The 23,740-nt window shown below is 39.6% G+C and carries 19 protein-coding genes and 1 riboswitch; of the genes, 9 read left to right on the plus strand and 10 right to left on the minus strand.

All coding sequences use genetic code 11. The features are described from left to right. Window positions 1-99 precede the first annotated feature (99 nt). The 6 genes from F7731_RS19275 to F7731_RS19300 all read right to left on the minus strand — a co-directional run bounded on the left by F7731_RS19275 (window position 100) and on the right by F7731_RS19300 (window position 7,066). On the minus strand, window positions 100-1,431 hold the full coding sequence (locus F7731_RS19275; RefSeq protein WP_151536427.1) for a sigma-54 interaction domain-containing protein: 1,332 nt from the start codon (window positions 1,429-1,431) through the stop codon (window positions 100-102). Window positions 1,432-1,589: 158 nt separating this feature from the next. Continuing rightward, window positions 1,590-2,441 (minus strand): ABC transporter permease, encoded by an 852-nt coding sequence (locus F7731_RS19280; protein ID WP_151536428.1) that lies wholly within the window; start codon window positions 2,439-2,441, stop codon window positions 1,590-1,592. Next, a complete protein-coding gene (locus tag F7731_RS19285) occupies window positions 2,438-3,214 on the minus strand; it encodes an ABC transporter ATP-binding protein (protein ID WP_151536429.1) in 777 nt (258 codons plus the stop codon). The genes F7731_RS19280 and F7731_RS19285 overlap by 4 nt, the downstream gene beginning before the upstream one ends. 17 nt (window positions 3,215-3,231) lie before the next feature. After that, complete coding sequence (locus F7731_RS19290; RefSeq protein ID WP_170289752.1) at window positions 3,232-4,248, minus strand: ABC transporter substrate-binding protein; 1,017 nt, start codon at window positions 4,246-4,248, stop codon at window positions 3,232-3,234. A gap of 162 nt (window positions 4,249-4,410) precedes the next feature. Then, window positions 4,411-5,340, minus strand: a complete 930-nt coding sequence (locus tag F7731_RS19295) for a hydroxymethylglutaryl-CoA lyase (RefSeq protein WP_151536431.1) — start codon at window positions 5,338-5,340, stop codon at window positions 4,411-4,413. Between the two features lie 487 nt (window positions 5,341-5,827). Then, complete coding sequence (locus tag F7731_RS19300; RefSeq protein ID WP_151536432.1) at window positions 5,828-7,066, minus strand: pyridoxal-phosphate-dependent aminotransferase family protein; 1,239 nt, start codon at window positions 7,064-7,066, stop codon at window positions 5,828-5,830. 502 nt (window positions 7,067-7,568) lie between these two features. On the opposite strand from F7731_RS19300, the gene ahpC reads away from it, so the two are divergent. The 4 genes from ahpC to F7731_RS19320 all read left to right on the plus strand — a co-directional run bounded on the left by ahpC (window position 7,569) and on the right by F7731_RS19320 (window position 12,184). Then, a complete protein-coding gene (ahpC, locus tag F7731_RS19305; RefSeq protein WP_151536433.1) occupies window positions 7,569-8,138 on the plus strand; it encodes an alkyl hydroperoxide reductase subunit C in 570 nt (189 codons plus the stop codon). Window positions 8,139-8,151: 13 nt separating this feature from the next. Beyond that, complete coding sequence (ahpF, locus tag F7731_RS19310; protein WP_151536434.1) at window positions 8,152-9,681, plus strand: alkyl hydroperoxide reductase subunit F; 1,530 nt, start codon at window positions 8,152-8,154, stop codon at window positions 9,679-9,681. A gap of 153 nt (window positions 9,682-9,834) precedes the next feature. After that, window positions 9,835-11,064: an MFS transporter gene (locus tag F7731_RS19315; protein ID WP_151536435.1), complete on the plus strand. Its 1,230-nt coding sequence runs from the start codon at window positions 9,835-9,837 to the stop codon at window positions 11,062-11,064. Window positions 11,065-11,170: 106 nt separating this feature from the next. Beyond that, on the plus strand, window positions 11,171-12,184 hold the full coding sequence (locus F7731_RS19320) for an alpha/beta fold hydrolase (RefSeq protein WP_151536436.1): 1,014 nt from the start codon (window positions 11,171-11,173) through the stop codon (window positions 12,182-12,184). 444 nt (window positions 12,185-12,628) lie between these two features. Here the strand turns inward: F7731_RS19320 and F7731_RS19325 are convergent, their stop codons facing one another. Next, on the minus strand, window positions 12,629-14,131 hold the full coding sequence (locus F7731_RS19325; protein WP_151536437.1) for a malate:quinone oxidoreductase: 1,503 nt from the start codon (window positions 14,129-14,131) through the stop codon (window positions 12,629-12,631). Window positions 14,132-14,538: 407 nt separating this feature from the next. Between F7731_RS19325 and F7731_RS19330 the strand changes: the two genes are divergently transcribed. After that, complete coding sequence (locus F7731_RS19330) at window positions 14,539-14,967, plus strand: exosporium protein C (protein ID WP_151536438.1); 429 nt, start codon at window positions 14,539-14,541, stop codon at window positions 14,965-14,967. A gap of 159 nt (window positions 14,968-15,126) precedes the next feature. Here F7731_RS19330 and lplT read toward each other — a convergent pair whose 3' ends face one another. Continuing rightward, window positions 15,127-16,317 (minus strand): lysophospholipid transporter LplT, encoded by a 1,191-nt coding sequence (gene lplT / locus F7731_RS19335; RefSeq protein ID WP_170289753.1) that lies wholly within the window; start codon window positions 16,315-16,317, stop codon window positions 15,127-15,129. A gap of 213 nt (window positions 16,318-16,530) precedes the next feature. On the opposite strand from lplT, the gene F7731_RS19340 reads away from it, so the two are divergent. Continuing rightward, window positions 16,531-17,433, plus strand: coding sequence for an EamA family transporter (locus F7731_RS19340; RefSeq protein WP_151536440.1), 903 nt, complete (start codon window positions 16,531-16,533; stop codon window positions 17,431-17,433). Window positions 17,434-17,674: 241 nt separating this feature from the next. On the opposite strand, the gene F7731_RS19345 is transcribed toward F7731_RS19340, so the two are convergent. Further along, window positions 17,675-18,067 (minus strand): nuclear transport factor 2 family protein, encoded by a 393-nt coding sequence (locus F7731_RS19345; RefSeq protein ID WP_425482026.1) that lies wholly within the window; start codon window positions 18,065-18,067, stop codon window positions 17,675-17,677. A 190-nt stretch (window positions 18,068-18,257) separates the two neighbouring features. Beyond that, window positions 18,258-18,375: riboswitch (SAM riboswitch) on the plus strand. Between the two features lie 206 nt (window positions 18,376-18,581). On the opposite strand from F7731_RS19345, the gene F7731_RS19350 reads away from it, so the two are divergent. The 3 genes from F7731_RS19350 to F7731_RS19360 all read left to right on the plus strand — a co-directional run bounded on the left by F7731_RS19350 (window position 18,582) and on the right by F7731_RS19360 (window position 21,346). Continuing rightward, window positions 18,582-19,415, plus strand: coding sequence for a MetQ/NlpA family ABC transporter substrate-binding protein (locus F7731_RS19350; protein WP_151536441.1), 834 nt, complete (start codon window positions 18,582-18,584; stop codon window positions 19,413-19,415). 244 nt (window positions 19,416-19,659) lie between these two features. After that, window positions 19,660-20,700, plus strand: a complete 1,041-nt coding sequence (locus F7731_RS19355) for a methionine ABC transporter ATP-binding protein (RefSeq protein ID WP_151536442.1) — start codon at window positions 19,660-19,662, stop codon at window positions 20,698-20,700. Then, a complete protein-coding gene (locus F7731_RS19360; protein ID WP_151536443.1) occupies window positions 20,672-21,346 on the plus strand; it encodes a methionine ABC transporter permease in 675 nt (224 codons plus the stop codon). The genes F7731_RS19355 and F7731_RS19360 overlap by 29 nt, the downstream gene beginning before the upstream one ends. Window positions 21,347-22,365: 1,019 nt before the next feature. Here F7731_RS19360 and F7731_RS19365 read toward each other — a convergent pair. Then, complete coding sequence (locus F7731_RS19365) at window positions 22,366-23,721, minus strand: cyclic 2,3-diphosphoglycerate synthase (RefSeq protein WP_151536444.1); 1,356 nt, start codon at window positions 23,719-23,721, stop codon at window positions 22,366-22,368. Window positions 23,722-23,740: the final 19 nt, after the last annotated feature.

Raw genomic sequence — 23,740 nt, forward strand, 5'->3', positions numbered from 1 at the left:
ATTCTTTTCTATTTAACTTACAATCTATCCGGTTCTTGTTGCATGCAACATTAAGCAACTTTTATGCAACAAAAAACTCCTACAATTAGCAGGAGTGAGTCAGCTATCAGAATTAATTTTTTTCAATTTCCTCCATAGGGTAGAACGGTGGATTCCTAATCGATTGGCTGCCCGTCCGATATTTCCCTTTTCCTCTTCTAATATACGATTAATTCTCTCTTCCTCATTCTCTCCTTGCTCTATCATCAACGAAGCATTATCCGAGCTATATGTGACTTCAGTAGAAATCCATACATCTGGACTGAAAATATCTAACGGTTCACCTGCATCTAATAATACAAATGCCCTTTCCATAAGATTGCGGAGCTCTCGAACATTTCCGGGCCATGAATAGTTTTGCAGCTTACGAGTTTCTTCATCTGTAAAACGGTAATCATCTGCTTTCTTCCACTCTTTTAAAAAAGCTTCAATAAGATAAGGAATATCTTCAGCTCTTTTCCGTAAGGGCGGGATTCTTAAGACTAATACAGCCAGACGAAAATAAAGATCCTCCCTAAATAAGCCCTCATGCATTTGCTGAACTAAATCACGGTTGGTTGCTGCAAGAATTCTTACATCAACTGGTATCACTTTATTGCCGCCTACACGCATAACCTCACGTTCCTGTAAGACACGGAGCAATCTAGCTTGAAGAAGTATAGGCAATTCCCCGATTTCGTCTAAAAATATCGTCCCACGGTGAGCAAGCTCAAAAAGTCCGGGCTTCCCACCTTTTCTGGCGCCTGTAAATGCACCATCCTCATATCCGAATAATTCACTTTCTAACAGGGTTTCAGGTAAAGCGGCACAATTCAAAGCGACAAATGGACCATGCTTCCTACTACTCACCATATGAATCCCTTGTGCAAGCATCTCTTTACCAGTACCTGACTCACCTTGTAAAAGCAAAGTCGAATCAACAGCGGCATACTTTTTGGCAAGCTCAATAAGTCTTTGCATTACCTTTGATTTGGCAACGATGTTTTCAAGTGTCCATTTCGCTTTTAATCCTTGTTTATTTACTTGACGGCGGATTTTTTCTTCATATTGCTGTAACTCCGTAATATCTTGTACACTTGAAATCGCACCAATCAGATTGCCTTCATAGTAAATTGGGGACCGGTTGATGACCGCAGTTCTCTGCCCAACTTTACGCAGTTGATCATGCTGAACACTTTGCTCGGTTAGTACACGCGTGATCCCTGGCTGCTTTGGGTTAACATCCGTCACCATCTTTCCAAACGCCTCTTCAATTGGAACACCAAGGAAGTCCGCGGCAGCCTGATTGTAAATAATGATACGCCCTTCATTATCAATCCCGCATATACCCGAATGAGACAACTCAACTATTTTCCGATAAAATTGAATTTGTTTTTCTAGTTTTTCATCCATTATGATCCCTCTGAAATTAGAACCCAGTTATCTGAATAATACCAATATTAAGTATAGACTACTTTGCAGCTTACAGACAATAGTCCTCTCTTCGTAGTAGTTTGGATTTATTGAAAATAAAAAGCCCATCACAATAAAAATTGAGACAGGCTAGTTATTTACCTTGAATTTGTTTTTTTCCAACGAAGCAATCGCGACTCTAAGAGCATAAGGATACCATTTAAACTTATTGAAACAATCATTAAGATGACAAGAGCCGCAAATGTGCCAGCTGTATCGAAATTTCCAGCTGAATATTGAATTAAAAATCCGACTCCTTTATTGGACGCAGTAATCTCTCCAACTACCGCACCAATTAATGCATAAGGGACAGATAATTTTAAACCGACGAAAACCCAAGTGAGCGCAGAAGGAATGATCACCTTTGTCACAATCTGCTTTTCAGTAGCTCCCATTAAACGAATATTATCCAATAGATCTTCATCTACATCCTTGACACCGGCAAACGTATTAAAAAACACAAGAAAAAAGACAATCATCGCTGCAAAAAGAATTTTCATTTCTATTCCAATGCCAAACCACAATATAAATAAAGGGGCAAGGGCCACCTTTGGCAAACTATAAATGGCAGTAATGAAAGGATCCATGACTTTAGCCGCAAAAGACCAACGCCCCAAAATAAATCCTACGAAACAGCCTGCTAAAGCACCTATGAAAAATCCGATAAATGTTTCTTGTAACGTGATCCCAAGATGGAAAAATAAATCACCCGAAGTTGCCCACTTGTGTAAAGTACGAACAATATCACTTGGGGAACTGATCCAAAATTTATCAATTAATCTCCCTGCTGCTGACTCCCAAAGAATTAAAAAGCATAGGAGAAAAGCTATTCGAATGCCCTGTATTTTTACCTTTTGATTAAAATTAGGGGACGTTCGAAGGGGCTCCTCTGCATTTAATAAAGCTTGCACATTCTCCTTGCTAGTTGATGCATTTGATTGAGAAGTCATACTGCATTCACCTCTTCAACAAACTCTTCTCTTAAGGACTGCCAAAGATTCGCATGCACTTTCCTAAATTCGTCCGTCATACGCAGATTATAGACATCACGTTTTTTCGGCAATTTTACTTCCTCGACTTTTTTAATTGTTCCTGGACGCTTGCTGAATACAGCAACACGCTCACCTAATAAAACAGCTTCATCTAAATCATGAGTAACAAATATGATGGTTTTACCTGTTTCCTGCCAAATTTGGAGCAGCTTATCTTGGAGAATTAAACGCAGCTGTGCATCTAACGCGCCAAAAGGTTCATCTAGTAAAAGGGTTTCAGGATTATAGACGAGCATTTTGGCTAAACTGACTCGCCGTCTCATTCCGCCTGATAATTCTTGCGGATAATGGTTTTCAAATCCTTTTAATCCGACCATCTCAATAAATGAGGCGCTTTCTCTTTCACGCTCCTTTTTCCCAATCCCTCTTATTTCTAGTCCGATTTCAACATTTCCTCTGACTGTTCGCCAAGGTAAAAGATTATCCTTCTGCGTCATATAGCCCACACTTGTATTAATCCCATTTACAAGTTGTTTTTTATACTTTACTTCGCCAAAGCTTGGCTTCATCAATCCTGCACACATATTGAGAACGGTTGATTTCCCGCATCCGCTAGGACCAATAACAGTTAGGAATTCCCCTTGATTGATTTTTAGATTTATATCCTTTGCAGCAAGAACGCGTTTTCCATCCCGTTCAAAGTACTTCGAAACATTCGTAAACTCGATCATTTTGTGCCTCCTTGAACTTATTTCGCTTTATCTGCAAACTCATTGTCTATGACTTTATCAAAAGGAAGATCAATTCCTCCGAACTTAATATTTTTATTAAAACTTTCTTCTGTAATGACAGGGGATTTCGCAAATGCAGGATAATTATTTTCAAATGCAATATCGAATACTTCGGGATCGATGCCCTGAACATATTTCTTCAAAATTTCTCTCGTTTCTTCTCTTTCTGTTTCAATAAATTTACCTGCCTTCGCCATCGCATTAGCTACTTTTTGATAGAGCTCTTTATTCTTTTTCAAGTCATCTTCTTTTGCTACAAGGGTTAAATAAGCCAACCCCGCGTATTCTTCAACTTCTCCCTTACTGAAATTGAAAAGAATTATTCCATTAAGAGTTGTCGCCATATCAGTTGTCGGGGAAGCATAAACAAACGCATCAATTTCATTTTTTTGGAAAGCTGCAAGCTGGGCGTCTCCTTGTCCGAGAGGAATTAGTTCCGAATCCCGGTCAGGATTGATTCCTTCTGATTCTAACAACATGCGAATGATATGGTCTGAACCGCTCCCTGGTGAACTAATTCCAACTTTTAATCCCTTTAATGCCTTAATTTTATCTGCCATCGACGAATTTTCATTAATTCCATTTTTGGAGGCTATATCTTTATTCATCACAATATTTGTTCCCACCTGATTGAATAACGTACCAAATACTTTCACATTCTGACCGCTATCAATCGCTTTCATAATATCGACTAGGGCAACAGTTCCAATTTGTGCTCCGCCACCAATCACAGCTGACAGTGCCTTTGACCCCCCGCTGACTGAAACCTCCTCTACTTCCAATCCCTCTTCCTCAAAGAAGCCTTGCTCCTTAGCTACATAAATAGGTGTAAGCAGAAAGCCAGTATTTCCCTCAGCAATGATCACTTTTTCCTTCCCGTTTTTCCCCAAGGATGTTTTCGTCTCCTCACTACTACATGCTGTTGCAAGTATGACAGACAATAATAAAACTAAAGAAAAAAGTAATCTTTTCACCAACCCTAACCTCCTCCAATTTTCAAAGCATAATTTGATAAGCATATTCAATCGAGACACCTAACGGTAGTTTAACTAATTTAAATATTCTGCATTTTAATTTCAGAGCCTTCTATTAAAACTTTTTTAGCATAAGTTAAATTTATGGACATTTGCACATATTTATCTCGCAGGCTGCCATTCGTTTGAGTGGAGATCAGAGCTTTTTCCCGCCTTCATTATCTGTCCCGGAAGAGTTTTTTCTAGCTTTCCTTCCAGCTCCTTGGCTAAAGTAATTAATTTATCGATATTCATTTCGGTTTCATATCCCATCAATTCCAGCATATGCACAATATCTTCTGTACAAATATTCCCCGAAGCTCCTGGGGCAAACGGGCAACCTCCAATGCCAGCAAGTGAACTATCAAATCGTGTGACTCCCGCCTCCAAGCCAGCCATTACATTGGCCGCTCCCATTCCTCTCGTATTATGCAGGTGCAGGTGAAGTGTTAAATTAGGGAATTGTTTAAGGACCTGCTGACACGTTTCTTTTACCTGTAAAGGGTGAGCCATCCCTGTTGTATCCGCTAATATAATTGAGTTTATTCCCCAATCCGTTAACCGCTCGATTAAAGGAATCACCCGCTCCGGTTTATAAATCCCTTCGAATGGGCAGCCGAAGCTCGTAGCGATGCCTACATTGATCGGTATTTTTTCTTCTTCTGCTCTTCTGATTAAAAACCGGATATTATCCAAACTTTCCGATACGGACCGGCGACTATTTTTACGATTATGTGTCTCGCTTACTGAAAAAGTAAAATTGATTTCATCCGTACCTGCAGCAATTGCTCTTTCTACCCCTTTCTCATTTAACGCCAGTGTACAAAAGGTCACATCATTCGGGCGATCAGACAATCCACACATGACAGCTTCCGCATCCTTCATCTGTGGGACATATATTGGATGAACAAATGAAGTCACTTCAAGTCGCTTTACACCTGCCTCTATTAATCTTCTAATAAGTGAAATTTTATATTCTGTCTCAATAAAACCAGGTTCAATTTGAAAACCATCCCTTGTCACTACTTCTGTCATCGTAACTTGCTTCCTCATCAAGTTGCACCCTCCTTAAAAATAAAAATTGTACCCAATCCTATAAATTTATCCTTGCAATATTTGTGCCAAATCAAATTCCCGATTAAATGGCCCTTTTTAAGCCTAGCCTGAGGTTTCTTCCAAATTTAATGTTTGATTTCGTTGCAAATCCGTTTTCAAAATGTCTTGTGCAACCAAATTGCAACAAACTTAAGACATGCGAATTTAAGCTCGTCCAATCTCCAAAATATATATTGAATATTCTCTAGTAGGGAGATGATAAAACAAGAAAGCGTAGTGTGGAAGGTAGTTTTCATTACTGGGCAGGAGAGGTTCGAAGCAGTTTTTTTGCAAAAACAGGACTAATCTATATATCTTTTTACAATTTTTACTTTAATTAATTTTCTATTCAAAAATCCCCCTTCTCTGTCATGTATTACACTGCCTTGGCGAAATAAATTAAACGGCCACAAATGCGGCCGTTTAGTCTCGTTGTTTAGTGTTCTTACACCATATTCATTTTGTATTCATCATATACGTTCAATGCCGCCTGTAAGCTTTCGCCTTTATTCACATGAAAGCCTTTGCGGATAAGAGTTGCTTCTAATGCGGAAAGAACATGAAGGATATTTTTCTTGCGTGAGCTATATCCCATTGTCCCGATCCGCCAAATCTTACCTTGAAGAGGGCCAAAGGAACTGGCAATTTCTACTTCAAAATCTTCTAGCATCATGGAACGTACCTCTTCACCATCAATACCCGCCGGAATCTCAATAGCAGTCACGACAGGCAGCTTGTTCTTTTCATCACCAAATAACTCCAAGCCCATCGCTTTAATTCCTGCCACTAATGCATTTTCATTTAATTTATGGCGGGCGAAGCGGTTTTCAAGTCCTTCTTCAAGAATAATACGAAGTCCTTCTCTTAAAGCATATTGCATACTCGTCGCTTCCGTATGATGATTTAGGCGGACTGGACTCCAATAATCTTGGAGCTGTGCTAAATCAAAATAATTGCTGGTAATTCGATTATGAGAGGGCTCACTCTGGAATTTTCTTAAGCCCAATTCAATACTTTTTCTTTTATTGATCACTTCTTCAATTCGATCGTTATAAGTAATCGGAGCCAATCCGGATGGAACAGATAAGCATTTTTGCGTGCCTCCAATAACAGCATCAAGCTTAAGCTCATCTACTTTGATGTCGACTCCGCCCAATGAGGCGACAGCATCGACAACTAACAGCACATCTGCATTACGGCAAGCTTCCCCAATTTCCTTTAACGGCTGCATGCAAGCAGTTGATGTTTCGGCATGAACAATGGCAACTATTTTTGGTGAAACCTCATGAATCTTATTAATGACTTCTTCCGGATCAAACACCTCTCCCCAAGGAACCTCCATTGTCGTCACCTCTGCCCCGTAGCGCTGGCAGATTTCAGTTAACAGATAGCCAAACCGGCCGTATATCGGAACAAGCACTTTATCTCCGGGTTCAATGATGCTGCAAAGAACCGCTTCGATCCCCGCTCGGGAAGTCCCGTCAATTGGAAATGCCCATTGATTATCTGTTTGAAATAAATCCCGAAGCATGTCCATCGTTTCATTCATAATATTCGTAAAGGCAGGATCAAATTGTCCTAAGATCGGAGTAGCCATCGCCCTCAATACTCTTGGATCAACTTCAACCGGCCCAGGTGTCATTATAGTTCTGAGTGGAATGTTTAAGTCAGTGTACTTGGTCATAGTATCAACTCCTGCTGTGAATATTTTTGAATAATAATGAATAATTATAAATTCGATTTTAACAGGGTAAAGCCTTCGAATCAACAGACAATTCAAAAAGTTCGCTAGTAATATAGTTCCAATTTACAGAAAGTTACTCTTTTCTTCATATAATTAAATTACCTTGAAATTTGTCCGTCATGAGGAATATGAACACTCCAGGGAACACTTTTCCCAAGTTCACCATCCAAAACGCTTCTCATGAACTCCCTATTGACCTTATCGGGCACCCCTTTTTTCCATTATCCCCGCTTAGAAACAGTATTTTAAAAATTTAAGTATTATTATTTGACAAAAGGCAAACTCTATATGATAATAAGTGTTGTATTAGAATTATTATAATTAACGAATGATAATTAATATCGATACAAAGTTATTTTTCGTTAATTAAAGTTTTGGCTTTATGTCAAAACTAATAGTTGTTGTTTATCATTTACTAACCATACTAGGAGGAAAATTTATTATGTCTCTAATCGGAAAAGAAATTCTACCATTTAAAGCACAAGCTTACGATGCTGGTAACGGCGAGTTTATCGAGGTTACTGAACAAAGCATGAAAGGACAATGGAGTGTTGTTTGCTTCTATCCTGCAGATTTTACATTCGTGTGCCCGACTGAGCTTGAGGACCTTCAAAACCAATATGCTGAACTTCAAGGTCTTGGAGTTGAAGTGTTCTCAGTTTCAACAGATACACACTTTACACATAAAGCATGGCATGACCATTCAGAAGCGATTGGCAAAATCAAATATGTAATGATTGGTGATCCTTCTCACCAAATTTCTCGCAACTTTGATGTATTAATTGAAGAAGATGGTGTTGCAGATCGCGGAACGTTCATCATCGATCCAGATGGTGTTGTTCAAGCAGTTGAAATTAACGCAGGCGGCATCGGCCGTGATGCAAGCATCCTTGTTAGCAAAATTAAAGCTGCACAATATGTTCGCAACAACCCAGGTGAAGTTTGCCCAGCAAAATGGCAAGAAGGTGCATCAACACTTAAGCCAAGCCTTGATCTTGTAGGCAAAATTTAAGGAGTGCAATCAAATGATACTTGATGCAGACATAAAAGCACAATTAGCCCAATATCTTCAAATGTTGGAGGGCGATGTGCTGCTCAAAGTTAGCGCAGGTTCCGATGAAGTTTCTCGCGACATGCTAGCTCTAGTCGATGAATTAGCTACAATGTCACCTAGAATTAAAGTAGAGAACGCGGAATTACAGAGAACACCGAGCTTTAGTGTGAATCGTATTGGCGAAGACACTGGGGTCATTTTTGCTGGTGTCCCTCTTGGACATGAATTTACTTCATTAGTGTTAGCTTTGTTGCAGGTGAGTGGGAGAGCTCCGAAAGTCGATCAGAAAGTCATTGATCAAGTGAAAAGCATTAAGGGCGAGTATCACTTTGAATCTTACGTCAGCTTAAGCTGCCACAACTGTCCAGATGTTGTACAAGCACTGAATGTGATGAGTGTCCTAAACCCTAATATTTCACACACGATGATTGATGGGGCGGCGTTTAAGGAAGAAGTAGAAAGCAAGAACATTATGGCTGTACCGACGGTTTTCCTTAATGGAGAAGAGTTCGGCGGCGGCCGTATGTCACTTGAGGAAATCCTTGCGAAAATGGGCAGTGCTCCAGACGCATCGGAATTTGCTAATAAAGAGCCATTCGATGTACTTGTTGTTGGAGGCGGCCCTGCGGGGGCGAGTGCGGCCATCTATACCGCACGTAAAGGCATTCGTACAGGTATTATTGCTGAGCGCTTCGGCGGACAGATTATGGACACAATGAGCATCGAGAATTTTATTAGCGTCAAGTCCACTGAAGGTCCGAAGCTTGCCGCAAGCCTTGAAGAGCATGTGAAAGATTATGACATTGATGTGATGAACTTACAGCGTGCCAAACGTTTAGAAAAGAAAGACCTCATTGAAATTGAGCTGGAAAACGGCGCTGTTCTAAAAAGTAAAGCAGTTATCCTTTCAACAGGTGCGCGCTGGCGTAATGTCGGTGTTCCTGGCGAGGCTGAATTTAAGAATAAAGGTGTGGCGTACTGCCCTCACTGCGATGGTCCATTATTTGCAGGGAAAAAAGTAGCCGTTATTGGCGGCGGTAACTCCGGCATCGAGGCTGCCATCGACCTTGCAGGAATTGTTGAACACGTAACCGTTCTTGAATTTAATCCAGAGCTAAAAGCGGATTCAGTACTCCAAGATCGTCTTTACAGTTTGCCGAATGTCACAGTCCTTATGAATGTTCAAACGAAAGAAATTACTGGTACCGATAAGGTAAACGGAATTACTTACGTTGAGCGTGACACTGAGGAAGAGAAGCATATTGAACTGGCAGGAGTATTTGTTCAGATTGGTCTTGTGCCAAATACGGATTGGTTAGGTGAAACCGTTGAACGCACAAGAATGGGTGAAATCGTTGTCGACAATCGTGGCGCAACGAACATCCCAGGCCTGTTTGCGGCTGGAGACTGCACAAACACACCATATAAGCAGATCATTATTTCCATGGGATCAGGCGCAAATGCAGCCTTAGGGGCATTTGATTATCTGATTCGAAATTAATCATTTTTTGAAAGTCACTTTGCTACTTACTTGTAGTAAAGTGGCTTTTTTATTTTGTTCCCCTTTTATGTGCTAATACTCATTTCTTAAAATATATATGATACTAGACTTTTCACCCAAAAATTGTATTTGCCGTATAGTCTATTTTAAAAAATGACTGGGGAGAGGGTTTTGGCGAAATCAAAAGTGCTGGAAGGGAAATATTTCATATTAGCATTATTATTTGCTGGCTGGTCTTTGGGGAATTTAGATCGTTTTGTCATGAACTATGCGGTTATTTCCATTTCGAAGGATTTACAGCTTAGTGCTACTTCCACAGGATTTTTGCTAAGCAGTTTTTTCGCAGGGTATGCGCTCATGCAAATTCCTGGAGGCTGGTTAGCCGATCGGTATGGTTCAAGAAAAGTCTTGATAACCGCGATTATTATGTGGTCCATCTTTACCGCCTTAACAGGGGCAGCTTGGTCATTTGCTTCCATATTAATCATTCGTTTTTTCTTTGGGGTCGGAGAAGGGGGCTATGTGCCAGCTGGATCCAAGCTGATTGCCCAAACCTTTCCGCTTTCGGAACGAGGAAGAGCCATGTCCATTGTGCTTTCATCAGGAGCCTTTTTAGGGATTATTACCCCCATTTTTGCAACGACGATGATGGCGACCATTGGATGGAGAATGATGTTTTGGATCATAGGCGGAATCGGCGTTCTGTTAGCAGCACTATTTTGGCTTTACATAAAGGATCCTAAAGAAGCAGTTGAAGATGTCAGAGAAGAAGGCAATAGCCAACAGCCAACATCCTTACTTCAACTTTTAAAATACCCTTTCGTTTGGAGCTTATTTATTGCTTCATTGAGTGTAAATGCAATTAACTGGGGACTTTTATCGTGGATGCCGACCTACCTAGTAAATGTTCGCGGATTAGAGCTGTTTGAATTAGGCTGGATTGCAGCCATTCCAGGATTGTCAGCTATTATTGGCACATTCGGAGCCGGCTATTTATTAGATAAATTACCAAAGGGAAAAGATTATTTTTACGGGATCATTAGTGCGGCTTTTGTCGGCATTTTGCTTTATTTGATGTTTAATGCAGGCAGTGTTACTGAATTCATGACGTATCAAACGATTATCATGATTTTCGGTGCCTTTATCATCATTTTCCTGCCAACGAATGTCCTAAAGACTGTACCCTCACAAATTGTCGGTTCCGCCATGGGATTTGTTAGCTTCGGCGGACAGCTTGCAGGCTTCATCACCCCCATTGCCATTGGATTTATCGTTGAATTGTCCGACGGCTCATTTGATGCTGCCTTTTGGCTCTTAATTGGATTTGCTATTGTTTGTATGTTGTCTTTTATTACTTTGGCGGGGATAAAGCGGACTGTTTAAAGATAAAGTCAAGCATTACCCAATTGTAGACGAAACGGTTTGTTTGTATAGTTTAGCCAGGGAATTATTGTTAAAGGAAAAATCATTGGAGAAAGCAGGGAGAAAAATGCTAACTGGATTAGTAGTATTGGTAGCTCTACTTGCTCTAGGATTTATATATGAACTAGTATCACGGCATAAAGATGTGAGGCGCCCCCCTTTAGGGGAAATGATTGATGTTGGCGGCTATCGTGTCCACCTCACGGATGCCGGCCAAGGCGGGCCCACGGTCGTCATCATTCATGGCGCCGGTGATTGCTCTTATTCATGGATGCATATTAGCAAAGAATTATCTAAGTTTACTAGAGTTATTACATATGACCGTGCAGGTTTGGGCTCAAGTGATCCCGGCCTCGCGCCAACTCCCGAACATACCCTCAACGAGCTTAACAACCTGCTAGGTATAAGTGGAGTCCCTGGGCCGTATGTACTTGTGGGTCATTCCTTAGGAGGACTGATTGCTCGAATCTATGCTTTAAAATATCCTAATCAAGTAGCTGGGCTAGTGTTTCTTGATTCGACACATGAGTTTCTCAAAGATGATGCTAAGTTCAAGCAGAGCTTTGTCTTTTTCAGTTTTATGCTGAAGGTTCTAAGACTCCTTTCTTTATTCGGTTTTTCGCGATTCCTTGGTAACGTTTTAGGGATTATTCCGATGTTTAGTAGCGAACACTCCTATTACAAAAAGCAGCTTGATGCCGAAGAATACATGCAATGGAAAGGGATGCTTTACAATACTGTTGCCGGTAAGACAGCTGAAGCGGAATTCAAAGGCGCCTGGGCACATCTTGAGACGGCTGCGAATCAATTAAATAGCAGTCTGGAAAAACCACAGTTTGGTGACCTTCCGATTGCAGTTGTAAATAACCCGGGATTTGGTATCCAATGGACCAATATGCAAAAAGAACTGGCTTCTAGGTCAACGAATCATATCCATAAGACGAGTGATCGTAAGGGCCACAGTCTGCAAATGCCGCGACCCGAATATGTTTTTGCAGCCGTCCATTTTGTCGTTGAACAAGCACAGGATCGCAATGGCCGAACTCTCGCTGAATCTTATCAGAAAGATAACTTGAATTAGGTTCATTCGTTCCCATTTAAAAATCCCTTTTCTAGGGGTTACTTTTATATTAATGATGTGACAAAAATAAGGGAAACCTAATCTATAGGTCACCTCATCATGTTAAGCTAGTGCTAATACAAAGTTAGCCGGCTTTTACTTTGGATAATTATCGCAGCGCACTATATACAAACTGAATAGATTTTGCTACATACCCTCTTTTATTAAAATCCCCGACAATGTAAACATCCTAGATGCCCCTAAACATTATGTTTCTTGGTGAATAGACCATTCTCGCTTTCATTAATCCGTATCCGTAAGCAGAAAGTAGAAAAAAGATATTGTTGTCTTCGTGTCTGTTGCAGCGGAAAGTATGTAAATTAATAAATAACGGTCGCCATGAAATATACATGACGACCGTTTTGTACCAATTCCTCTTATAAACTATATTCACTTCAAAAAGAATTAACTATAAGCCAATTCTTTTTCCTTTAGCCCAAGCGCCTCTGCTGTTGAAGTATGAATTTCACGCAGAAGCTCTGGGTTTTCCATTAGTGATTCGCCATAAGAAGGAATCATTTTTTTAATTTTCCATTCCCACTCTTCGATATGTTGCGGGAAGCATTTTTTGATGACCTCAAGCATAACGTGAACAGCAGTTGAAGCACCCGGAGACGCACCTAGTAATGCGGCAATTGAGCCATCAGCGGCACTAATCACTTCGGTACCAAATTGAAGCGTTCCTTTTCCACCTTCAACGGTATCTTTGATAACTTGTACACGTTGTCCAGCTACTACTAAATCCCAATCCTCACTCTTAGCGTTCGGGATAAACTCTCGTAACTCTTCCATGCGCTGTTCTTTCGATAACATGACTTGCTGAATCAAGTATTTTGTCAATGACATCTCTTTTGCGCCTGCTGCCAACATCGTTAAAACATTATTCGGTTTTACGGAAGTGATTAAATCCATATTTGAACCTGTTTTTAAAAACTTCGGTGAGAAGCCAGCAAATGGCCCAAATAGCAATGATTTTTGATTGTCGATGTAACGTGTGTCAAGATGCGGTACAGACATTGGCGGAGCACCCACCTTGGCTTTTCCATAGACTTTTGCATGGTGTTGCTTAACCACTTCTGGATTATTACATGACAAGAAAATTCCACTTACTGGGAATCCGCCAATATGTTTGCTTTCAGGAATGCCTGTTTTTTGCAGTAAATGCAGGCTGCCGCCCCCGCCTCCAATAAAGACGAATTTGGCCGTATGGCGTTCGATGTTACCAGTTTCCTTGTTCCAAATTTTTAATTCCCATAAGCCATCTTCTGTCCGTTTAATATCTTCCACTTGATGTTTGTATTTTATTTCAACGTCTTGATTTTTTAAATGGTCAAACAACATGCGCGTTAAAGCACCGAAGTTGACGTCCGTTCCAGAATCGATTTTTGTCGCTGCGATCGGTTCATTCGATGTACGGCCTTCCATAATAAGCGGAATCCATTCCTTTAGCTTTTTAGGCTCATTGGAAAATTCCATCCCTTGGAATAGAGGATTTTCTGAAAGCGCTTCAAAACGTTTCTTTAAAAACGTGACATTTTCTTCCCCTTGTACCATACTCATATGAGGCAACGGCATGATAAAATCTTGCGGATTGCTGATCAGATTGCGGTTTATTAGGTAAGACCAAAACTGCATTGACACTTGGAATTGCTCATTAATTTTTATCGCCTTACTAATATCTATAGATCCGTCCGTTTTTTCGGATGTATAGTTAAGCTCGCACAGTGCTGCATGCCCCGTTCCCGCATTATTCCATTCGTTAGAGCTTTCCTCTCCCGCATTTTCGAGCTTTTCAAACATTTTAATTTTCCATTCCGGCACTAATTCTTTCAAGATTGTTCCCAAAGTCGCACTCATGATACCGGCACCAATTAAGATAACATCTGTTTTAGTTTCCTTGTTGCTCATGTTTACCATCCCTTATACTTTAAATTTGCAGAAAGGATGTGGGAGCTCCTGCTTAGGTGTCACACCAAGCGAAGGCGCGACCTAGGAACACACCTTTTCTGTATCAATAATAAACGTATCACAGTGTATCACATTTCCAATGAGTATATCACATTTAATAATAGTATAACACAATTAATTATAGATTCATATATCTCTATTATATGATAATTATAAGTTATTTAAAAGGTGGTATAAAAGTGGTAATTCCGTCCGTAGGCACAATAAAGGGAACCTGCTGCCTCTATCAGTGGAACTGTTGTAAATTACTTAGTTGAATTAACTAAAATAGCACCCCTTGGTTTACTGCACAATCAAACTCTGAAATAACACATATCTTAGAGCAACACACAAAAGGAGATGATAATATGGTACAAGTTCTTGATTATCAAGCAACTGAGCCTCTAAGCATGTTTAATCCAGCGAAAGGTTTTATCATTCCACAGGCTCCATTTAGAGTTATTTTGGCCTCGATTCGATTAAACATCCCGGCCAATGCTTCAAGAAATAATAAAGTTGAGCTAGTTTCAACCGTGGGTGTGGAAGGAATTACAAATATTTCCCAAGTAGTATTTAGAATCTTTCGCAATGGGAGAGAAATCTTTAATACTCAAACTGGAGTAGAATCAGCTGGTTCAGAAATAAATTACAACTTTACATTCCAAGCCATTGATTTCAATGTAAATGCTGGCGCCAACTTCTATCAGCTTACCGTTGAGAATATTACACCTAACACTCAGGCAAACGTTGTTGGACCGATTTCATTTAGTGGACTAGCAATAAAAAATACCAAATAATAGCTCTTCCTATGCTTAGATCCACATTTGAATCAAAATAAACAAGGAGAGTACCCATTAGGGCACTCTCCTCCTTCATGATATTACACAATTACAATAAAACCAATTCTAAAAAAAGTACAAAAAATGGCCCGAAGGAAATTGTCCTCCAGGCCATTTTTATTTAAACTTTTTAGATTGATAACTTAAAAGAATAATTAATAAGAAATAAATAAAACCAAAGGTAACAAGCGAAGTTGTTACAGAAAAGCCATATCGAGTGTTAAGAAGATAGACAGTGTACGTGCCAAATAGCATCATCGTATTATTGACAAAGTTTTGAACGGCGATTGTTTTACCAACCCCAAGCGTTCCACTACCTTCTTCTTGAAGCGTAGCGTTCAATGGAATAATGAATAAACCAGCGAATATTCCTAGACCGAGCAATAGTATACAGACGAAAATTTGCGCAACTACATGGTGACCGTAAATAAGCGGGAAAATAATCGCTAGCCCGGCTACAACAAAACCATATATATTTGCTCGATAAAACTTCTCAATCGATGTATATTTTTTCGCTAATAATGAGCCAATGACAATCCCGATTGCAGTCATACCAATAATTAAAGATAGAGGAAAACCGCTTTTAATCCCAAGGTGCAGCGGGATCCAAAGAAACAAGGCATTTTTTATAACAACAGAGATCATCCAGAAGGCACCACCCCCGACAAGGGTAAAACTTAGCCGAGGATTTTGAAAAGCAAATTTTACATCTTGAAAAAATTGCAATGCTTCCTTTTGATAATTTAATTGCTTGTTCCCCTCTTTGGCAGGAATTTTTAATGCCAATAAAACAGATAAAATATAGATGCCTAAACAAAAGAATTTTCCAAATCCGGAATAAGAAGATAAAATCCCGCCAACAACCGTCCCTAAAATAATGGCCAAAATCGTGAAACCTTCTAACTTTCCATTCGCATCTAGTAGTTCTTTATTCCCTTTTGTTAATTCTTTTAAAATACCATATTTCGCAGGGCCATAGATTGCCGCTCCAAGACCGATGACCCCATAGCTTAATGCGGAATTGAACCCCAAAATTAACAATAAGATCCCAATGACCTTCACCGTATTTCCTGTAAAAAGTACCTTCGATTTCGCATTTCGATCAGCAAACGTACCTACAAATGGGGCAAATAATACATAGGAAAACAAGAAAAATGTTTCTACTAGAAAAATATAAGGATTATGATCATCGTTCGTTCCAAGCGATTCCTTCAACATAAAAGCAATAATAATGATAATGACACTATCAGCAAAAGCCGATAAAAACTGTGTAATGTTCAACGAATTTATTGGTTTTTGAATGAGCACTTTTTCACCCCCTTTTAAATATATGTAAGAAACTCGTTCTCTAATATATTTTGTTTGCAACTCTATTCAAAATATAACAAATTATTCAAGGATTAAAAGCCTTTTACTATAAGTTTTTATTAACTAACAACATCTTTGCAGACAAAGATGACCAATCTCCTATTTATGATATTATAGTATAGTTAGTTTTGAGCACCGAGGGAGGTTTAATAAATGAAATTAAATAAAGGGATTTTATTTGTATTACTAGGTGCTGGATGTTTTGGTTTTACACCGATATTTGCTAAATTAGGGTTCGGCTACGGCTACTCACTTGGCCAAATTAATATCGTTCAAATGATCATTTCATCATTTTTATTATGGTCTTTCACTCTAATGAAACGCTCTAGTTTTAAAGGGCTTACGAAAAAGAACATTCCTCAAATTATGATCACCGGCTGTTTTATCGGATTAACAAGTATTTTTTATTACGGTGCGATGCAATATTTACCTGCCTCTTTGGCCATCATTTTAATGTTTCAATTCGTTTGGATCGGAATTATGTTAGAGTGGATTTTTAGCAAAATAAAACCAGCCCCTGTAACTGTTTTGTCCATCATTTTCATTTTGATTGGAGTCTTTTTTGCTTCAAATATATTAATTGGCAATATACAGGGCTTGCCTTTTAAAGGTTTCCTTTTTGGGATTTTATCCGCATTCACTTATGCCGGATTTATTTTTTTCAGTGGAAAGGTCGCTGTAAATGTCGATCCATGGACGCGGACCTCTTTGATGGCAACTGGATCAACCATTTTAGTACTAATCGTATTTATGCGTGACATTCCATCTGTCCTGCCATTAGAGGCAAACTTATTAACGTCTGCCATTGGTGTTTCATTATTCGGAGCCGTCCTTCCCCCACTATTTTTCGCTGTAGGTTCCCCTTTAATTTCAGGCGGAGTGGCCAATATATTAACATCCATTGAATTACCGATCGCCATCCTATCAGCAAGCATTATTTTGTCAGAAGCGGTCACGCCGCTACAGTGGTTAGGTACTGCGATTATACTAGCAGCGATTGCGTTGAATGAACTTGGAGGTAGTCTTTTAAGGGTTAGGAGTCAGATTAAGGGGTAATTTTTATGGATGCTTTCGTAATAATTTTTGCTTAAAACTTGTTAAATAATTCTTCAATATAATGGATTAAAAAACCTAGCGCTAGGATTGGACAATTGCGCTAGGTTTCTTTTATATATGGGACTAAACAGGTATTAGAAGGATTTAGAAACGTTCAAAATTGCTTTTCGGTTTTCGCATTGTTCAGCCTCCGGAACGATAGAAAGCGTATCCTAGAAGTTAGTCAATCTCATTTGTTACATTAAAACATGCCATTCTCGTTAGGGGAATTCTCTGGTATAGGTTGACCTATATCCCATAATTCAACAATTTGATTATCCTGGAATCGAAAGATATGGACCACGGCTCCTCCAAGGTCCTCAGGATTCTGTCTCACATGGGAGTGAACCGTAACCATCTCTCCCTCTTCGATCGCATGTTTAACCTCAAGGGTCTTGTTAGGATTCTGGACTGCACTCTCTTTCATCGCGAGCATGAGCGAATCTGCATCGCCACGGAAATAGGGATTGTGATGGCAAAAGCCCGGGCCTATGTATTTTTGGTATGCTTCTTCTACTTTTCCCGATGCTACAAGTTGCAGGAACGACACCGCTTGGTCTTTATGGGAGAGATTTGCCTTCATCCGTTGCTCCATTTTCACAAACATCCTTTCATATAAGTAGTTTACTGTTTTAGAATTAATACCATGCTATGGAAGATATGGATCTTTGTCAATATTTAGGTATAAGGGATGGTTTTTTCGGAATTCTGAAAAAAATAAATAAGAGCGCTTGACTTACTATTCAGATAAGGTTACTATCAGAATATTAATTTTAATAGAAATTCTCTTATTAAGAGAGGCAGAGGGACTGGCCCTACGAAGCCCGGCAACCATTCATATTTCTTTTAAATATGAACAGGTGCTAAATCCTGCAAAATACTTTGTATTTTGATAGATAAGAGAGGTAATACTTATTCAAGTATATCTATGCCTCTCTTTAGGAGAGGCTTTTTTTATTGCTATGAAAATTGAGAGGAGGATGCTTTATGAAGGTAATTCTGTTCTCTATAAGATCAAGGCTGCCATTCATAAGGTAGAAAAAATAAGTTCAATAGCTAATGAATGTTAAACAACAATAAAAATATCATCAAGAAAAGAGGAAATTCACATGAAAAAATGGTTATTAGCTAGTGCAGCTGTATTACTTATTTCGATCCTTTCAGCTTGCGGAAGGAATGATTCAAGTGTGTCTAAGACAGAAGAAGAAAAAGGTTTACTTAGTGATGGTAAATTAGTAGTTGGAGTCACAGCAGGACCACATGAGAAAATAACAGAAAAAGTAAAGGAACTCGCAGCAAAAGAAGGATTAGACATTGAGATAAAAGTATTCACAGACTATGTCATGCCTAACGTTGCTTTAGATGAAAAAGAGATTGACATGAACAGTTTCCAAACAGAGCCTTTCTTTGATGCTATGAAGAAGGACCGAAATCTAGACCTTATAAAAGTGGGAGAAACCGTTACTTTTCCAATGGGCATTTACTCATTAACGGTTAAAGATATTAAAGATCTGAAAGATGGCGCTAAAATTGGTTTACCAAGCGACCCAACAAATAGTGGACGTGCTCTTCTATTGTTCGAAAAAGCTGGATTACTTAAATTAAAAGAAGGTAATGGTCTTAATTCAACAGTGAGAGATATTGTTGAAAACAGCCATAATTACAAATTCATAGAGCTCGATTCAGCACAAATTGCTCGCCAGCTGGAAGAGCTTGACGCAGCAGCCATTAACACAAACTTTGCCATGGAAGCAGGATTCACGCCTTCAAAGGATGCTATTTTTATAGAATCAAAGGATTCACCTTTTGTTAATCTTGTGGCTGTCAGAACGGAAAATAAAGATGATGAAGTCATTCAGAAATTTTTAGATTTATACCATTCAGTAGAAGTTAAGAGCTATATTGAAGAAATATTCGAAGGTTCGATTATCCCGTCTTGGTAATAAACTAACACCTAAAAGTGGAGCGATTTATTAGAAGTCGCTCCACTTCATGCTGATTTAGCTTAAATTAGGAGTTCAAAAAGGAGGACAAAAAGAGCCGAGAAGTTCAAGGAAGCGTAGCTTCGAGCACCGGAACGTATGCTTTTAATACGTGAGGAGCGGAGAAGCAAGCTGACGCCGAAATTCGACAGCTATTTTTCCCGGACTTTTTGAACATCCTCTTAACGAAAGGAGCTTACTGCAAATGATTGAACTCGTAGGAATCTCGAAAAGCTTTACAGGAAAAAAAGGGTCGATTCACGCATTAAAAAATGTTTCCATTTCGGTAAAAAAAGGAGAAATATATGGCGTAATTGGCTATAGCGGTGCCGGTAAAAGCACGCTCATACGTTGTGTAAACTTATTAGAAAAGCCTGATTCGGGATCGGTCATTGTTAATAATGTGGATTTGACAAAGTTATCGCCCGGAAAACTTCGTGTAGCTCGAGGAAAAATCGGAATGATCTTCCAGGGTTTTAATTTATTAAAAACAGCTACAGTATATGAAAACATTGCCCTCCCACTAAAATTAACAGGTTTAAGTAAACAGGAAGTGGAAGAGAAAGTAACGAGATATTTGAAGATCGTAGGACTTGAGAACAAGCATCACTCCTACCCTTCTGAGCTATCGGGAGGACAAAAGCAAAGAGTGGCGATTGCGCGTGCGCTCGCTCATGAACCAGAGATCTTGCTAAGCGACGAGGCTACAAGTGCTTTGGATCCCGATACAACCGAAGCGATTCTTGAATTATTATTAAAAATAAATCGCGAACTGGGCATTACGATTTTACTCATTACCCATGAAATGAATGTCATTCAAAAAATTTGTGACCGTGTAGCCGTCATGGAAAACGGTGAAGTGATTGAAGAAGGAAAAACTAAAGATATTTTCACATCTCCAAAGCATGCTACGACGAAGCGATTTGTTAATAGTCTATTTTCACATAATCTTCCTGATGAAATCCTTTCAACCTTAAAAGAAACAGGGCATGTTGTGTCCCTATCCTTCTTTGGAAAAGCATCAGGAGAACCTGCTCTTGCCTTAGTAAGCAAGAAGTTTGATGTTTATCCAAACATCCTATCGGGCAGTATTACCCAATTAAAAGACGAATCATTTGGTCAGCTTTTGATTCATTTAAAAGGGGATTTCACGGAAATTCAAAAAGCTGTATCATTCTTAAAACAACAACAGGTGCTGGTAGAAGGAGTGGATATCGATGAAGGAAAAAATCAACGAGTTTCTTGAGCTTTGGGGCAGTGACCTTTGGGAATCTACACTCCAAACATTTCAAATGGTTGGGATTTCTCTAGCTTTTTCTATATTAATCGGATTACCGCTAGGGATTTTGCTTGTCCTAACTCGTCCGGGAAAAGCTTTAGGCAATAAATATATTTATCAAATATTAAATGTCATTATTAATATTGTTCGTTCCGTTCCATTCATTATTTTATTGTTCTTTATACTCCCTTTTACAAAGTTGATAGTCGGCACATCAATCGGTGTGAAAGGCGTGATTGTTCCATTAGTTGTGTACACAGCTCCTTATATTGCAAGATTAATGGAAACGGCTTTATTAGAAGTGGATCGTGGTGTCATCGAAGCATATGAAGCAATGGGAATTAAAACAAGACATATCATTTGGCATGTTCTGGTGAGAGAGTCCCGTTCATCCATTGTTCTCGGATTAACCATTGCTACCATCGGATTAATTGGCGCAACCGCTATGGCTGGATTAGTTGGCGGAGGAGGGCTTGGCGACCTCGCCTATCGTTATGGACATCTTCGCTATGAAGTGGATGTCATGTATATTACGGTGATCCTTTTAATTATCCTTGTCCAAGGGCTTCAATCAGCCGGAAACCGTCTGGCAGCTCGATTAAAAAAGGATTAAACATAGCGCTAGTCTTGTATAGAGATAACGCTACGGAGGCATGAGGCTGAGGCTTCATAGAACGCATTTTGATTGAACATCATCGAAAACGTGCACCATGAACGGTTCATAGAACGCATTTTGATTGAGCACCATCGAAAACGTGCACCATGAACGGTTCATAGAGTGCATTTTGATTAAACATCATCAAAAACGTGCACCATGAATGGTTCATAGAGCGCATTTTACTTGAACATCACCGAAAACGTGCAACATAAACGGTTCATAGAGCGCATTTTGATTGAACATCATCGAAAACGTGCACCATGAATGGTTCATAGAGCGCATTTTGATTGAACATCATCGAAAACGTGCAACATGAACGGTTCATAGAACGCATTTTGATTGAGCACCACCGAAAACGTGCACCATGAATGGTTCATAGAGCGCATTTTGATTGAACACCTTCGAAAACGTGCACCATGAATGGTTCATAGAACGCATTTTCCTTGAGCACCATCGAAAACGGGCACCATGAACGGTTCATAGAATGCATTTTGATTGAGCACCATCGAAAACGTGCAGCATGAACGGTTCATAGAGTGCGTTTTGATTGAGCACCATCGAAAACGTGCACCATGAATGGTTCATAGATCACGTTTTGCTTAACCACCACCGAAAACGTGCACCATGAACGGTTCATAGAACGCATTTTGATTGAGCATCATCGAAAACGTGCACCATGAATGGTTCATAGAGCGCATTTTCCTTGAGCACCATCGAAAACGTGCACCATGAATGGTTCATAGAGCGCATTTTCCTTGAGCACCATCGAAAACGTGCACCATGAACGGTTCATAGAGCGCATTTTGCTTGCAGCTATCCTCAATACGCAACCAATCCTCAAACTGTTGAACAGATATGGAAGTTAAGCAACGCGCTCATCGAAAAATACCCGCAAAATTAGGTAACTATCATTTACGCAAAAAACTAAAAGACTAGCAACAGCTGATGTGTCGCTAGTCTATATCTAATTGTATTTAGTTCATCGGATGTTTTTCGAGCTGATGTTTTTGGATAAAATCTTTTAAAATATCGCTTAAATTTGGACTGCCGATTTCATTTAAATCATAGTGTACACGTGTACATGGCTTATTGATCGAAATGACGCGTGATAAATCGATTGGTGTCCCAATAATCACTGCATCACAGTCAGCCTTATTAATCGTTTCTTCAAGATCTTTCAGTTGCTGTTCGCCGTATCCCATCGCAGGCAAGACGTTTTCAACATGCTTATACTTGTTAAACGTCTCAGCGAGCGTACCTACCGCAAATGGTCGTGGGTCAACGATTTCCTTTACACCCAAACGTTCAGCTGCAACTGTACCTGCGCCAAGTTTCATCTCTCCATGTGTCAAAGTCGGACCATCTTCAACAACTAACACACGCTTTCCAACAATACTTTCCGGTTGATCAACTGTAATCGTTGATTCCGCTTTAATAATCGTGCTATTTGGATTGGCGAATTTAATATTATTTTCTACGATTTGAACAGCTTCCTCTGCAGCACTATCCACTTTGTTAATGATAGCCACATCTGTCGTTCGTAAGCATACTTCGCCAGGATAGTATTTCAGCTCATGACCTGGGCGATGCGGGTCTAGGACAGTTACAGCTAAATCAGGCTCGAAGAAAGAGAAATCATTATTTCCCCCGTCCCATAAAATTACGTCACAGCCATCTGGATCATTTTCAGCCGCTGCCAAAATATCAGCATAATCCACGCCAGCATAGACAATATTTCCACGTGCCACATGTGGTTCATATTCTTCCATTTCTTCGATTGTACAATTATGCGCCTTTAAATCCTCAACTGTCGCAAAGCGCTGAACACGCTGTGCATTTAAATCGCCGTAAGGCATTGGATGTCTCACTGCAATGACTTTCAAATCGTGCTCAAGCAACGTTTCGATAATTTTACGCGATGTTTGGCTTTTTCCTGTTCCCGTTCTTACAGCGCAAACAGAGATGACAGGCTTATTGCTTTTTAACATCGTGCCTTTTGGACCTAACAATGTAAAGTTCGCACCAGCTGCATTGACGATTGCACCCACACCCATCACATCTTCATAACTAACATCACTATAGGCAAAAACACATTCATCCACTTGCAAGTCTTTAATCAGCTCTGGTAATTGATCTTGCGAATAAATAGGAATCCCTTCTGGATATAGTTCGCCCGCTAATTCACTTGGATATTTACGTCCATCGATATCTGGAATTTGTGTTGCTGTAAAAGCAACAACATTATATGCTTCATTATCGCGATAATACGTATTAAAATTGTGGAAATCCCTTCCTGCCGCACCGATAATAATAATATTTTTTTTACTCATAGCACTCTCTCCCTGTTAT

Source organism: Cytobacillus depressus (assembly GCF_008923245.1).
GTDB lineage: Bacteria > Bacillota > Bacilli > Bacillales > Cytobacillaceae > Cytobacillus > Cytobacillus depressus.

What these genes read in the sequence shown, in the direction of transcription:
- ahpC (WP_151536433.1), top strand. Translation starts at nt 7,569, where the DNA reads ATGTCTCTAATCGGAAAAGAAATTCTACCATTTAAAGCACAAGCTTAC.
- F7731_RS19355 (WP_151536442.1), top strand. Translation starts at nt 19,660, where the DNA reads ATGATTGAACTCGTAGGAATCTCGAAAAGCTTTACAGGAAAAAAAGGG.
- F7731_RS19325 (WP_151536437.1), bottom strand. Translation starts at nt 14,131, where the DNA reads ATGAGCAACAAGGAAACTAAAACAGATGTTATCTTAATTGGTGCCGGT.
- F7731_RS19345 (WP_425482026.1), bottom strand. Translation starts at nt 18,067, where the DNA reads ATGGAGCAACGGATGAAGGCAAATCTCTCCCATAAAGACCAAGCGGTG.
- F7731_RS19285 (WP_151536429.1), bottom strand. Translation starts at nt 3,214, where the DNA reads ATGATCGAGTTTACGAATGTTTCGAAGTACTTTGAACGGGATGGAAAA.
- F7731_RS19340 (WP_151536440.1), top strand. Translation starts at nt 16,531, where the DNA reads ATGAAATTAAATAAAGGGATTTTATTTGTATTACTAGGTGCTGGATGT.
- ahpF (WP_151536434.1), top strand. Translation starts at nt 8,152, where the DNA reads ATGATACTTGATGCAGACATAAAAGCACAATTAGCCCAATATCTTCAA.
- F7731_RS19280 (WP_151536428.1), bottom strand. Translation starts at nt 2,441, where the DNA reads ATGACTTCTCAATCAAATGCATCAACTAGCAAGGAGAATGTGCAAGCT.
- F7731_RS19275 (WP_151536427.1), bottom strand. Translation starts at nt 1,431, where the DNA reads ATGGATGAAAAACTAGAAAAACAAATTCAATTTTATCGGAAAATAGTT.
- F7731_RS19320 (WP_151536436.1), top strand. Translation starts at nt 11,171, where the DNA reads ATGCTAACTGGATTAGTAGTATTGGTAGCTCTACTTGCTCTAGGATTT.
- F7731_RS19330 (WP_151536438.1), top strand. Translation starts at nt 14,539, where the DNA reads ATGGTACAAGTTCTTGATTATCAAGCAACTGAGCCTCTAAGCATGTTT.
- F7731_RS19300 (WP_151536432.1), bottom strand. Translation starts at nt 7,066, where the DNA reads ATGACCAAGTACACTGACTTAAACATTCCACTCAGAACTATAATGACA.
- F7731_RS19350 (WP_151536441.1), top strand. Translation starts at nt 18,582, where the DNA reads ATGAAAAAATGGTTATTAGCTAGTGCAGCTGTATTACTTATTTCGATC.
- F7731_RS19365 (WP_151536444.1), bottom strand. Translation starts at nt 23,721, where the DNA reads ATGAGTAAAAAAAATATTATTATTATCGGTGCGGCAGGAAGGGATTTC.
- F7731_RS19315 (WP_151536435.1), top strand. Translation starts at nt 9,835, where the DNA reads ATGACTGGGGAGAGGGTTTTGGCGAAATCAAAAGTGCTGGAAGGGAAA.
- F7731_RS19295 (WP_151536431.1), bottom strand. Translation starts at nt 5,340, where the DNA reads ATGAGGAAGCAAGTTACGATGACAGAAGTAGTGACAAGGGATGGTTTT.
- F7731_RS19360 (WP_151536443.1), top strand. Translation starts at nt 20,672, where the DNA reads ATGAAGGAAAAAATCAACGAGTTTCTTGAGCTTTGGGGCAGTGACCTT.